Source organism: Planococcus sp. TJ-307 (genome assembly GCF_058268435.1).
Genome location: NZ_JBZDOJ010000001.1, coordinates 302,160 through 315,504, shown reverse-complemented (window position 1 = coordinate 315,504; position 13,345 = coordinate 302,160). Strand labels below are relative to the sequence as shown.

Annotated in this window: 13 protein-coding genes; 4 read left to right on the top strand and 9 right to left on the bottom strand. The window is 43.6% G+C overall.

Annotated features, from left to right (window positions below):
- Positions 1-26: 26 nt before the first annotated feature.
- Positions 27-431, bottom strand: coding sequence for a (deoxy)nucleoside triphosphate pyrophosphohydrolase (locus tag AC4EHK_RS01505; RefSeq protein WP_490977032.1), 405 nt, complete (start codon positions 429-431; stop codon positions 27-29).
- A 253-nt stretch (positions 432-684) separates the two neighbouring features.
- Between AC4EHK_RS01505 and AC4EHK_RS01500 the strand changes: the two genes are divergently transcribed.
- On the top strand, positions 685-2,040 hold the full coding sequence (locus AC4EHK_RS01500; protein WP_490977031.1) for a hypothetical protein: 1,356 nt from the start codon (positions 685-687) through the stop codon (positions 2,038-2,040).
- 167 nt (positions 2,041-2,207) lie between these two features.
- Positions 2,208-2,585, top strand: a complete 378-nt coding sequence (locus AC4EHK_RS01495) for a hypothetical protein (protein WP_490977030.1) — start codon at positions 2,208-2,210, stop codon at positions 2,583-2,585.
- 178 nt (positions 2,586-2,763) lie between these two features.
- Here AC4EHK_RS01495 and AC4EHK_RS01490 read toward each other — a convergent pair whose 3' ends face one another.
- The 3 genes from AC4EHK_RS01490 to AC4EHK_RS01480 form a co-directional block, all read right to left on the bottom strand.
- The gene (locus AC4EHK_RS01490) at positions 2,764-3,216 is read right to left on the bottom strand and encodes a hypothetical protein (protein WP_490977029.1); all 453 of its coding nucleotides are present in this window, start codon (positions 3,214-3,216) and stop codon (positions 2,764-2,766) included.
- Between the two features lie 346 nt (positions 3,217-3,562).
- Positions 3,563-4,555 carry a 2-hydroxyacid dehydrogenase gene (locus AC4EHK_RS01485; RefSeq protein WP_490977028.1) on the bottom strand — a complete coding sequence of 331 codons (993 nt, stop codon included), beginning with the start codon at positions 4,553-4,555 and terminating at the stop codon, positions 3,563-3,565.
- A 224-nt stretch (positions 4,556-4,779) separates the two neighbouring features.
- On the bottom strand, positions 4,780-5,316 hold the full coding sequence (locus tag AC4EHK_RS01480) for a glutathione peroxidase (protein WP_490977027.1): 537 nt from the start codon (positions 5,314-5,316) through the stop codon (positions 4,780-4,782).
- Positions 5,317-5,565: 249 nt separating this feature from the next.
- Here AC4EHK_RS01480 and AC4EHK_RS01475 point away from each other — a divergent pair, with 249 nt between their 5' ends.
- Both AC4EHK_RS01475 and AC4EHK_RS01470 read left to right on the top strand, forming a co-directional pair.
- A complete protein-coding gene (locus AC4EHK_RS01475; protein WP_490977026.1) occupies positions 5,566-5,964 on the top strand; it encodes a RidA family protein in 399 nt (132 codons plus the stop codon).
- Positions 5,965-6,266: 302 nt separating this feature from the next.
- Positions 6,267-8,657, top strand: a complete 2,391-nt coding sequence (locus AC4EHK_RS01470; protein WP_490977025.1) for a putative bifunctional diguanylate cyclase/phosphodiesterase — start codon at positions 6,267-6,269, stop codon at positions 8,655-8,657.
- Positions 8,658-8,724: 67 nt separating this feature from the next.
- On the opposite strand, the gene AC4EHK_RS01465 is transcribed toward AC4EHK_RS01470, so the two are convergent.
- The 5 genes from AC4EHK_RS01465 to AC4EHK_RS01445 form a co-directional block, all read right to left on the bottom strand.
- Positions 8,725-9,330: a flavin reductase family protein gene (locus AC4EHK_RS01465; protein WP_490977024.1), complete on the bottom strand. Its 606-nt coding sequence runs from the start codon at positions 9,328-9,330 to the stop codon at positions 8,725-8,727.
- 143 nt (positions 9,331-9,473) lie between these two features.
- Positions 9,474-10,457: a ring-cleaving dioxygenase gene (locus AC4EHK_RS01460; protein WP_490977023.1), complete on the bottom strand. Its 984-nt coding sequence runs from the start codon at positions 10,455-10,457 to the stop codon at positions 9,474-9,476.
- Positions 10,458-10,528: 71 nt separating this feature from the next.
- Complete coding sequence (locus AC4EHK_RS01455; RefSeq protein WP_490977022.1) at positions 10,529-10,963, bottom strand: MarR family winged helix-turn-helix transcriptional regulator; 435 nt, start codon at positions 10,961-10,963, stop codon at positions 10,529-10,531.
- A 177-nt stretch (positions 10,964-11,140) separates the two neighbouring features.
- A complete protein-coding gene (locus AC4EHK_RS01450; RefSeq protein WP_490977908.1) occupies positions 11,141-11,473 on the bottom strand; it encodes an ArsR/SmtB family transcription factor in 333 nt (110 codons plus the stop codon).
- A gap of 23 nt (positions 11,474-11,496) precedes the next feature.
- Positions 11,497-13,272: a SulP family inorganic anion transporter gene (locus AC4EHK_RS01445; RefSeq protein ID WP_490977021.1), complete on the bottom strand. Its 1,776-nt coding sequence runs from the start codon at positions 13,270-13,272 to the stop codon at positions 11,497-11,499.
- Positions 13,273-13,345 lie beyond the last annotated feature (73 nt).

The following is a 13,345-nucleotide window of genomic DNA, read 5'->3' as shown; positions in this document are numbered from 1 at the left end:
TCCCTCGCTTCTTCCAAATAACTCAATTACTTCTGAGCTTTATGCACCTGTTTTAATTTCTGTATCGCAGGTATATCAGCTGGTGCCCATTCCAGCTGCTCCAACTCATGCGCTTCCAACCACTGTATCGCGCTATGTTCTGTTAACACTGGAATACCTTCGACTAGCTGGCAATAAAATGTCGTCAAATGGACGATTCCAAAATCGTATTCATACACCGTATACTCAAGCTGCTCACCAATTTCTACTGTGCACTGCATTTCCTCTTGTATTTCTCTTTGCAAAGCTTCTTGCGGTGTTTCTGCTTCTTCAATCTTACCGCCCGGAAATTCCCATAAGCCCGGCAAGCTCTTCTCCATTCCTCGCTGCGCACATAAGATCGTATCACCGCTTGTAATAACTGCTCCCACTACATTTATATTTTTTTTCATAAGCTTCACCTGCTTTTTAAATTTTTTTATATATCCTACTAGTATTAAACATTTAATTCTCTTTATTCTAACATTTTCTATTTGCAATACATTCTTCTTTTTAAGCTAAATTGAAATATTTGTAAGTATTTTATCCGGTTATTAGATGCTAAGTTTTAGTAAAGCCTACTAGCTAGAGCACTATTCAAGACGCCCACAAACTTTTCTGTCAAACTAAATAAAAACCGTCCCACTTTCAAAAGGAGTCTTTCACATGAAACCAATCATCCGCCCCCTCAGCACCCTGCTCATGGGTGGAACCTATTTGCTGTCTTTCTTTGTCCCTTTCTCTTACTCGATTTTTCTGGTCAGCTTGTTTGCACTAGCTGTGCTTGTTTCATATTTTCCCTACCTTCCGCGGACGCCGAAGATTTTGATTTCGGTGCTGCTCGTTGTGGGGTTGTTGATGGACGCCAGTGGCAATGGGCTGCGTGAGTTTTTCCTGGCGCTGCAAACCAATGCCAATCTTTTGGCAATTTTCATCTTTGTGCCGTTGTTGTCGATTCCGATTCAGCAGGGGCAGTATCTAAAGTATATAGAAGTTATTTTTGCCTACTATATTAAGAAAACGCATCACCTGTACCTTTTTACGACCGTGGCTGCCGGCAGTGTCGGTGCCGTCATGAATGTCGGCACCCTTCCCATTCTTTACGATTTGACAAACACCCAGTCGTTCAAGCCTTTTAATGAAGTGCGCATCAAAGCTTTGAGCCGCGGATTTGTCATGGCGTTCATGTGGTCCCCTTACTTTATCTCCATGGCGCTAGTGCTGTCTTATTTTGATGTGACGTGGCTGCAACTGTTCCCGGTTGGCCTCGCTGTCACCGTTATTTTGATGGGCATCGGATTTTTTGCAGAGCGCAAAAACAGCATTGTTATTCCAGAAGTTTCACCTGTCAAAAATCCGGTGAGCCTCGGTGAAGCTAAGTGCAAAGTATTGGAACTTGCCATTATCCTGCTCGCTGTCACCGCTGCGATCTTAGTTATTGAAAGTGTGACTGGCTTATCGGTGTTGACCATCATTCCGCTGACCGCGCTTGTCGTCTCTATCGTATGGTCATTGTTCCTTGGCACTTTGGGTGAGCTTTTTGCAAACTTTCAGGAATACATTCACGTCAAAGTTCCATCAATGGGAAATGAGCTGTCGATTTTCATCATTGCCGGCGCTTTCGGTACGGCTTTGTTAAACAACGGAGCGGACGATTGGATTCGGAGCCTTTTGGAAACTTTGAATATAACCCATGTTTTGCTTTTGATTCCGGTATTGGCCTTGTTGATGACCTTTCCCGCTTGGATTGGCGTCCACCCCATCATCACCGCCGCTATTTTGGCCATCACCTTGAGCAACTCCCCGTTGTTTGCGGATGATCATTTGTATTTAAGCCTTGGCTTGCTTGCGGGTTGGATCCTGGCCATTCTGTCTTCTCCATTTTCTGGACTGAACCTGCTGCTGGCGGCGATTAGCCAAAAGAACTCTGTCTATATCGCGTTTAAACTGAACTTTAAGTTTGCCGTATTGATTTGGATCGTCTGCTATTTGGTGATATCAGCTCTGTATTTTATTTTGTAGGCTTCCTAAAAAGGAAGTTACTGGTTTTTGTTCTGGATTTTAAAACAATGGTCACCCGAACTTCACAATAAGAAACCAATTCCCTTATTTCCCTGTTATGCCCAACTTATTTTGTTACACTGAAGGCAAGGTTGATTGATTATGCCAACACGGAAAGGATTTTTTTGTTGAAAACCTATTGGCTTATTATTGCCGTATTACTGATTAATTTGTGTACACTGCTGGTTAATGACTATTTTCCGGGAACGCTGGCTTCGCTTGGCATTCCAACATGGATTTTGTTTGCCGTCATTGTGCTGATGATCGCATTGAGTGCGTTGACGCTTAGGCCGCGCCGCGAAAAGAAGCGCTACATGATCATCTTTCCCCTGCTGATGATTGTAGTGCCTATGCTTGTGTTGGCTGTCTTGACGGCACTTGGAGGAGAATCCCACAACAGCATTTCCTTATCGAGTCCTTCATTGTGGATCGGTTCCGCTGTGACGCTGTGGATCTTCTGGCTCGAGTACCTCCGTGCTTCTAAAAAAGAGGCAGAGGATACATAAGTTTTAACTGAACAACAAAACTCCTATTCTCTGGGCTGCATTAGTAATTCCATCAAAGAACCCGTTAATTCTCATTGGAATTAACGGGTTCTTTGATGCACTATTAGCTAAAGGTCAAGTTGCTTATTCAGCTAAATCTTCATGGTTAAAAAAGTTTCTGCGTACATACAGCTGCCCTTTATAAACTGCTCATTCTGAAAATCTCTCCAATGTTATAGCCTATCCAAGCTCCAATAAATGGGAAATGATAGCTGGGAGAATCCAATCGTACAGCGCTAAAATCTGTATCCCACAATAAAATTGCAATAGCAACACCTGCGATACTGATGCCGACAGCTTCAATTATTCTATTTCGTCTCCAACGTTTCTCTCCCAGGCGATCTTTATCAAATTCCTGCACACGCTTACTTGTCTTTGTACCAACTGGCCGTCCCGTCTTCAAGGTGTACAAGATAATAGCCAGTACGATCCACATCACTACAAAAAATATCCCAATAATGATGGCATAGTTGCCGCTATCAGCAAAATAAACAAGCAACAGGAATAACAGCAGCATTGCAAGATTGCCTTGAACTAATTGCTTCTTTTTTAACTGCTTAACTTCTTGGATATCCCATTGTGCTTCATACATTTTATCCTACCTTTCAATCTGACAATTCTCTTAACTCTAGTATCTCTTTGGCTAAGCTGTAAGTGCCTGCGAACCTTGTATTTACTTTAACATAAAAAGTCAGAAATAAATAAATATTCAATTTAATGGAAGTTTTTTGCCAGTAAATTTAGAAAATAATATGGGTCTGCTCCCGCTCCTGTTAGTTGACAAGTCCACTTTTATTTAAACAGGCATTGTCGCATCAACAGGAAAACCCTCAAATTTATATGCAATTTGAGGGTCGTCTTTATGATATTAATGTGAGCGATTGGAATCTTAAAAGAACTGCTCGTCGTTCTCATTTTGTATTGAACTTCTTTAAGATTTAAGATGGGTCATCCAACAGCCCCTGCAATTCCTTGACCACATCCGGTGGAACTTTTCCTGTCGCACCCGCGACCAAGTTCTCCGCCGCTTTCATAGCCATGGCAGCACGCGTTTTTGCGGTAGCTGAGCCGATATGTGGAAGCGCAACGACTTGCTCCATCTGCAGCAAGGGATTGTCTGGACTGACAGGTTCTTGTTCAAAGACGTCTAGGCCTGCTCCCCTGATCTCGCCCTGTTCCAAAGCATGGATCAACGCCTCCTCATCCACAACCGTTCCTCTGGCTCCATTAATCAAAATCGCGCTGTCCTTCATTTTTTTAAATTGTTCTTCTCCCATCAGGTGATGCGTTTCGGGCGTTAATGGCACGATCAGTACGACAAAATCGGATTTTTCCAGCAGTGCATCCAACTCACTGTAAACAATGCCGTATTTTTCTTCAAGTTCTGGCTTAGGGGTTCTGCTATTGTAAAGAACCTCCATTTCAAAACCGAACCGCGCTCTTCGAACAATTTTCTCGCCGATGCGCCCCATGCCAACAATGCCCATCGTGGCGTGGTGCACGTCAGTGCCAAACAGTTCGCTGGCCTCTGTATCCTTGCTCCATTTTCCTTGCTTCACCAAATTGTTCAGCTCAGGTATGCGCCTGGCAGTGGAAAGGACGAGGCTAAAAACTAAATCGGCCACCGTTTCGTCCAGCACAAAAGGCGTATGCGTGCCGAGCACTTTATGCCGCTTCATTGCTTCCAAGTCGAATGAATCGTAGCCAACCGCCGAATTGCTGATGACTTTCAAGTGCGGCGCACCTGCCAGCAGTTCATCCGTAATTGGCGCATGCTGAACCAACACACCTGCCACATCCTTTATCTCTTCTTTCAGAACGTCCAGTGGGATTCGACCTTCTCCTTGCCACTTCCGGTAGTCACAATGTTCTCCGATGTATTCTTCCACTTCTTTTGAGACAGTACGGGCAATATAAACTTTTGGTTTCATTAAGTGCCTCCTCCATAAAGGTAACTTTCCATACTACAGATTCCATACCCTTGTTTTCCACGTTTCGCTCTTAGCTTTTGAATTCTTTAGTGACGATTGAATTTCTGGTTAAATAAGAAAACGATCCATCCGTAACGGTTTATGGGGTTCAAATAGAACAAGCACAACTGCAGCAGTTTTCACTGTTTCAGCTATGCTTGTTGTTACTCTATGTTGTAAACATATCAGGCAGGTGGAGTCAGGAGCTGCTCAATAACGGTTTCGATACTTTTTGGTTTTACAGCCGGCGCAAAACGGTGCAGCACATTTCCCTGGCGATCAACAAGGAATTTGGTGAAGTTCCAAGTAATGTCGGAGCTTTCCAGCATGTCCCGATCTTCTTTTTGCAACGCACCTGCCTCATCAAACTCTTCATCAGCGGGAGCTTGCTTGCGCAAATATTGGTAAAGCGGATGGGCAGCTTTGCCATTCACTTCAATTTTTTGGGCGAGTGGAAAACTGACGCCATAGTTAACCGAACAAAATTCCGAAATTTCGGCATCTGTTCCCGGCTCTTGTCCACCAAACTGATCGCATGGAAATCCGATGATTTCAAATCCTTTTTCTTTATGCGTTTTGTACAATTCTTCTAGTTCTTTATATTGAGGGGTCAATCCGCATTTGCTGGCAGTGTTCACCAATAGCAGGACTTCCCCCTTGAATTTTTGGAGATCAATTTCTTCTCCGTTTGATAATTTCGCTTGAAATGAATAAATGGACATATGCTTTTCCTCTTTCCTGAGTTCAGAATAGGTAACGTTATCTGGTGGTTTTAGTAAAGTCTCTAAAATCTATATAGATTTTACTCACTTCCTACAGTCTTAGTATCCTGCTTTTTGATGGCAGTTACAAACTAGATGTACCAATCGAGAAAAAGGGATTGAATCCTGGAGTATGGAATAACTATAACCAGGCAGCAAAAAAGAATTTATGACCAGCTTTTTCAGCTTCCAGAAAGGCGGAACATTTTAATGGAACACAATAAAATTACAAGAAGCAATCCCGCAAGTATGCCAAAACCTGTCGGCAATTATTCACACATTACCAAAATCCCTAAAAATGCTGAGCTGTATGTGACTTCTGGCCAAATCGGCGTAGATTTTAATGGAGATCTTCCAGAAGGCTCCAATCAGCAAATTGCCAATACCTTTGAAAACGTACAAAAGGTGTTGGCGGCCGAGCAATTAACCGCGGACAATATCATTAAAGTGAACATTTGGGCAACCCAAAAAATCGATTGGGATTTCCTATATGCTGAGTGGTCGCACTTGTTTGGTACAGACTATCCGGCCATGACGGTCGGCTATATCACCGAACTGGGATTGCCGGAAATCAAAATCGAAATCGAGATTTGGGCGGCTAAAGTTTAAAGCATTCGGTTAGATTTTAGCGATAGAACAACATCAGTACACTATAGAATAATCTTTCAGGACTGTCTCTTTATCCAGGATCAGTCCTTTTCTGTGTGTTTTTTTCAATCTTTTTCTTTTTTATTCCAATTGCAAAACCCTTTATTCATAGGCATCAAGACCTTATAACGTGTGTTTTGTAGTAAATATTTTACACATAAATGTTATTATATGTAATATTCCTGTTTATTTTTATATAGTAGTTCTTTATAATAATAAAGGAAATACAGGCAGGCTTTAAAACTCTAACGCGTGAAAACGAGGTGGATACAATCATTCTTCCTAAACTAAAAAAACTGTTCGTCGGTTTTATCTTTTTATACATTGCTTCCTATTGTGGTTGGATTTTATTCAGCGATGGTCAGCCCATAATACTTTCCTTGTTTGCATGGCTGCCTCCTTTGATATCGGCCATTATCCTTTTCACGATCTATTTTAAGTTAGCCGGAAAGGAACGTTACTTTTGGCTATTGATGGCGTTGGGTTGCCTCAGCTACACGATTGCCGAAAGTTTCGGGGTATACAGCATCCTCATAACGACGATTGACATCAACTATCCAGGATGGCCAGATTTGTTTTATTTCCTTCAGATTTCCTTCTATTTAGCTGCTTTCGCTTATCAAATTATGCAAACAAAAGAAAATGCGTACCAGATTAAGTTTCTTTTTGATATGGCCATCCTTGTGACGGTCTTCACCGCGCTTAGCTGGCATTTTTTGATTCAACCGCAGCTTGTTTTGGAAACAGCTTCTCCCCTATTGTTCGCGGTTTCAATCGGTTACCCAGTGAGTGATTTGCTATTGCTATTTAGTGCCATCAGCTTATATCTTGGCCTGGGGCACTTTTTCCCTGTCCGTGTACTAGCATTGATCACAACCAGTTTAATCGTGCAAGTATTGGCGGGCAATGCACATCTCTACTCCATGCTTGCTGGTACGTATAGCCAGGGCAATTTCTATGACACGCTGTTTTCGCTCAGCCTATTCTTGATGGCATTGGCCGGCTTGACTGCTCTAGAATCGGTTGCAAAATCCGTACAGCCAGCAACAATCGAGCCAATCAACAGCATCACCACTCTGCGTCTGTTGTTGCCTTATACAAGCATCAGTTTATTGTTTACCGTCATGATTTTTGAGCAGCAAGAAGACATGTTGGCCCTAATTATAGGAGCAGCCATCGCCTTTTTCCTCATCATTACAAGGCAGATTTTTACTCTCCGGAACAACCAAAAACTGTTGTACAATTACCATCACCTGACTTCTGTCCTCGAACATAAAATTGACCAGCGAACGGTCGAAGTCACTTCCAAGAACGAAGAGCTGGAGGCAGCTGTCCATCAGATGACACACATTGCTTATCATGACGTACTGAGCGGATTGCCAAACAGGCGGCTGTTCCTGGAAAAATTGGAAGACTCGATATCTTCAGCACAACAAACTTCCCAAAAAATTGCGGTTGTGTTTATCGATTTGGACCGATTTAAAAATGTCAACGATACATTTGGACACGAATTTGGTGATTTGCTGCTGCAAAATTTTTCGCAAAAAATCAGCAATAGCCTGCGCTCGAATGATGTGATTTCGCGGCAAGGCGGTGATGAATTCACACTGATTCTCAATAATATTCAAGATGAAAAAGACATTGTGCCTTTGATTCTCCGAATGCAGTCTGCTTTTTTAAAGCCGCTGGTGATTTATGGCCAGGAGCTGCATATTTCGATGAGCATTGGCATTGCCGTCTATCCAAAAGATGGAGAAACGACCGGTGAATTGCTGAAGCATGCCGACAGTGCCATGTACAGCGCAAAAGAAAAAGGCAAAAACAACTTCCAATTCTTTTCCGAGGATATGGCCTTTACTGCTTCCCGAAAAATAGCGCTTGAAAACGATTTGCGCCGTGCGATTGCAAATGAAGAGTTCATCCTACAATACCAGCCGCAGATTCAAGCCACAACGGGAGAAATTATCGGCATGGAAGCCTTGATCCGCTGGCAAACTGCGGATGGAAGCCACATTTCTCCGGGTGAGTTTATTCCATTGGCAGAAGAAACGCGGCTGATCCTTCCTATGGGTGAATGGGTGCTGCATACTGCCTGCCGACAAGCTAAAAAATGGCACGATGCCGGCTCTCCCCACTTGAAATTGGCTGTGAATTTATCGCCTTTGCAGTTTATGGATGACGGGTTAATGTCCGCCATTGAGCAGGTTTTGGAAAAAACCGGCTTTCCCGCATCTTCCCTGGAGCTCGAAATCACAGAAGGCGTCGCTGTCGATGATGCCGAAGAAGCCATCTTGCGAATGCGCGCGCTGCGGGATTTGGGTGTCCGAATTGCCATTGATGATTTTGGCACCGGCTATTCGTCCTTAAGCTACTTGAAACGGTTTCCGCTCAATAACTTGAAAATCGCTCAGCCATTTGTCCAGGATATGGCCTCTAACGCCCACGACAAAGCACTGGTGGAAGCCATGATTTTTATTGCCCACAGCCTTGATATGTCGGTGATTGCAGAAGGTGTAGAAACGGAAGAACAGCTGGCTTTGTTAAAGGAGCTGGACTGCGATGAAATTCAAGGCTATCTTTACAGCAAACCGTTGACCGTCGAAAACTTCACGAGCATGCTCGCCAAAAAAAGACCCATTATAAAGTTGGTGTAATTTTCCACCACACAAAAAGGAAGAAAAACGACAGCAGGTCTGCGTTTTTTCTTCCTTTTGTTTTGCCTTATTTTGGCCGTTCCAGTGAAAAAATGTCTCCAATGGCGGCATAATTCGTCCCCGCGAGCCGGCTGACAGCATCCAGGCCGATGGGATCGATGCGGCCATTTTCGTAAATGCTTTCGTCTATGTGAAATTGGACGACTTGGCCGATAAACAAATCACTGCCAGGTCCATCGCCTCCCAGTGCAACCGATTCTAGCAAGCGGCATTCCATACGGATTTTTGATTCCTTGACACCCGGCACGGACACAACCAAACTTGGCACTTGTGTCAGTCCGGCCAAGTCGACTTCACTTTCCGCAGGCGGCAAGGAAGCCGCAGTCTCATTGATTTTTTCCACATTATCGCGGTCCACAATGTGGACCACAAATTCACCACTCGCGTAAATATTGCGGGCCGTATCTTTCAGCTTATCTGTTGGCCGCTGAATCGACACCGAGACCATGGGCGGGTTGGAGGAAACGATGTTAAAGTAGCTGAACGGTGCTCCATTGACCACTCCTGCTTCTGACTGTGTCGTGACAAATGCGATGGGCCTTGGAATGATCGAACCAACCAAAAATTTGTAGTTGTCGCGTTCATTGTTTTGCTGCGGATCAATTGAAATCATGTTTACCTGCTCCTTTGCTGATTTTATCATCGGCTTTTATCGGCATTAAAATAATTACTGCCTATTCATTCATTTTAACAAAAAAACAGAATGTGCAGCTGCTTGTGCACATTCTGTAGCTTGTTTTCATTTACCTATTTATTTTACAGATATTCTTTTTCAATGGTACGTGTGCTGCGCACCGTGTCGATCGGACGCACCAGTTTCTCGATTTGATCGCGTTTCGGCTCAAGGAATGGCGGCAAGGATAACTTTTCGCCGATTGTTTCGTAAGGCTCATCGCCCATAAATCCGGGTCCGTCTGTTGCCCATTCAAACAAGATGCCTTGTGCTACACGCACATACAGCGATTCGAAGAAAAAGCGGTTAACATAGCCGGACGTATTGAATCCAAGATTTTGCATGCGGTCGATCCATTCCTGCAATACGCTCGTATCTGCTACACGGAAGGCTGCGTGGTGGACCGTACCAAAGCCTTGGCGTCCTGAAGGCAGCAATTTATTGTGTTCAACGATCACTTGCGCCCCGTTTCCGCCTTCGCCGACTTCAAACAGATAGAAAGAGCCTTCTTTTGCGACTTGGCGCATCAGCATTGCTTTTTCCAGCACTTCTTTAAATGACTCAAATTCCGCGATGCGGATATGGATTGGGCCGAGCCCAGTGATTGCAAACTCCAATGGAACCGGGCCGTTCTGCCACGGCGTGCCGGATGCTACGCCTTCGTTGTTCTCGTCCGATACCAGCATGTACTGCTGATCATCAAAATCAACAAACGATAAAGTTTTCTTGCCGAATACGTCTTGGATGCCTTTATGTTTCACTTCATATTTATCAAAGCGCTTGATCCAGTAAGACAGTGCTTCGTCCGTTGGGACACGGAACGCCGTTTTGTAAATTTCGTTTGTGCCATGGGTGCCTTTTGGAATGTTCGGGAAATCGAAGAACGTCATGTCAGTTCCCGCTGAACCCTTGTCATCGGCAAAAAATAAATGATAAGTTTGGATATCATCTTGGTTCACAGTTTTTTTAACCAGGCGCATGCCCAGTACATAAGTGAAAAATTCATAGTTTTTTTCGGCACTGCTCGTAATGGCAGTGACATGGTGCATTCCTTTTAATTCGTTCATAACTATCTCTCCTCATTTTTTAGTATAAGTATTGTCATTATCTCGAATTCGAGATAATGAATTAAAAAAATTTAAGTGTTTTTCGAGCGACAGCCAATTTTTTTGACGGTGCTGATCATTTCTTTTATTTCCCGCTGCTGCATGCCTTGAAACACATCATTGATTACTTGTTCATGCTTTGGGAAAATTGCTTCCATCAAGTTCCTGCCTTCGTCTGTCAGTTCTACAAACGTCACACGCCGGTCTTCCGGGCATGCTTGGCGTTCAACGTAATTTTTTGCTGCCAGTTTGTCAATGACATACGTGATACTGCTACTGGCAATCAACACTTTTTTGCCGATCAGCTGAATCGGTTGCTTTCCGCGGTGATACAGCAGCTCCAGCACCGAAAACTCGGTCGGATTCAACCCGTACTGCGCAACATCCCTTTTAATTAGTTCGTGAAGAGCGTCTGTTGCTTGAACTAATACCGTTAATGCTTTCAAGTTGAGATTCGACACTTCCATTCGACTGACCCCATTTACCTTGAATTAATATATCTTTAATTCGAGATAATTGTATCATGTACTTTTTCTGACGTCAACTATCCTCTTTCATTCACTTTTATTTGCTTTTCCTTTGTTCATAAAAAATAAACTGACAGAAAAGGACATCCTCTCTTTTCCGTCAGCTTATATGGTTTATCACTCTTCTTTATCCGTGTAGTTAAATCGGTCCAAAATAGTGATTGTTTCCGACAACTGGTTATTGAAAATTTTTCTCGCGACATCCAATAGATCAATAATCATCGGGTCCCGTAAGGAATAAATTACGCGATTCCCCTCTTTGGTTCCTGTGACGATGTTTTTGGCCTTTAAGACGGTCAGTTGCTGGGATACTGCCGAACCTTCGCTTTCAGCTAATTGCTGGATTTCATTCACACTCTTATCCCCTTGTGCTAAAATCTCCAGAATGCGAATCCGAAGCGGATGGGCAAGAGCCTTAAAAAACTCAGACTTGAACCGCTGCATTTCCATATCCAAAATATCTCTCTCCCTCTCTATAACAGTTTTTCACCCTTCTCTTCTGCATTTGCTTCCGTTTTATGAAGTTCATTTCCAACAGAAAGAGCTCTGCATTCGTTAAAGGCAAAATGCTGGCAGCCCAGGCATTTGTTTCTGTCGAGCTTATCCAAGGCAAAGTTGATGGCTTCCCCGGTATGTTCAAAGAAATGCTCTTCTCCAGTATAGTCATACAACCCGGTTTTTTTCATCACACTTACCGGATGCGGCTTCATTCCAGAGATCAGGACCGTGCCCTGTTTTGAAAAATCTTTGATGATGCTGGACAAATAAGACTCACCCGTTGTGTCCATAAATGGGACTTTCCCCATTCGAAGCAACAGGACTTTCGGTTTGTAGTGGATAGTATTCATGATGGATTGCTCGAAAGCTTGAGCAGAACCAAAAAACAAAGGCCCTTCCACATTGTATATGCTGATCTGTGGGCAATCGTGGATATCCGTCACCATATGGGTCCCCATTTTTTCATCTTTATGGGCCGGATCCGGCAGCACCTTGGCAGTGATCAGCAGTTCACTCATTTGTTTGGTGAACAAGATAACAGCCAATAACAAACCAACTTCCACCGCGACTGTCAGACTGACAAAAACGGTTAATAAAAAAGTGGCAACCAGAACGAGCGAATCTGCTGTTTTGGTTTTCAGCAAACTTATAAATATATGCCTTTCACTCATATTCCAGGCCACAATCATCAGAACAGGCGCCATACTGGCCAGGGGAATGGTCGAAGCGTAAGGTGCAAAAAGAATCAGGACTAAAAGAACAACCACACCATGGATTATCCCTGAAAAAGGAGAAACTGCTCCGTTTTTTATATTGGTGGCTGTTCTAGCGATGGCGCCAGTTGCAGGGATACCACCGAACAAAGGTGTGACCATATTCGCGATTCCCTGTCCGATCAGTTCCCGGTTGCTGTTATGCTTCTTGCCGCCGGTCATGCCATCCGCAACAACAGCAGACAATAAGGATTCAATTCCACCCAGCATGGCGATCACAAAGGCCGGGCCGATTAGCAGCTGGATTTTCTCAAATGTGACTTCGGGAAAATGAAATTCCGGAAGCGTTTTTGGAATTTCTCCAAAAGTTGAACCGATTGTCGCCACCTGGCCAGGGAAAAATACACTGGCCGCTACAGCGGAGACCAATAGACCGATTAACGGCCCTGGGACCTTGGGAATGATCTTTGGCGTTAAGATTACTGTGGCAAGACAAACAGCGGCGGTTAAGACGCTATATGGATTGACTGTTTGGATATGGAGAAAAATCTCTTTTACGTTAGGCAAGAAGGATTCGTGCTTTTCTACACCGGTCAATCCTAAAAAATTGGCCACTTGGCCTACAAAAATAATGACTGCGATTCCAGAGGTAAAGCCAATAGTTACCGGACGCGGGATGTATTTTATCAACGAGCCCAGCTTAAAAATCCCCATAAAGAGCAAGATAATCCCTGCCATAAATCCTGCCAGCAATAAACTTTCATATCCGTAGGCGATGACAACGGCAAACAAAACCGGGATAAAAGCTCCTGTTGGACCTCCAATTTGAAACTTGGATCCACCAAAAATTGAAATGAGAATCCCTGCAATGATGGTGGTATAGATTCCGTATTCCGGATTGACGCCGGATGCAATGGCAAAAGCCATTCCCAAAGGAATTGCAATTACTCCCACAACCAACCCTGAGAGGAGGTCTTTTTTGAAACTTTGGAAAGAATAGCCTGTGTATCTTCCAGTGAAAAACGGCTTCTTCTTCATAATAAAGACCTTCTTTTCTTTTTAGTATATCTGATTATTTGAATATACGTTAAATCAAATATACACCCGAAAA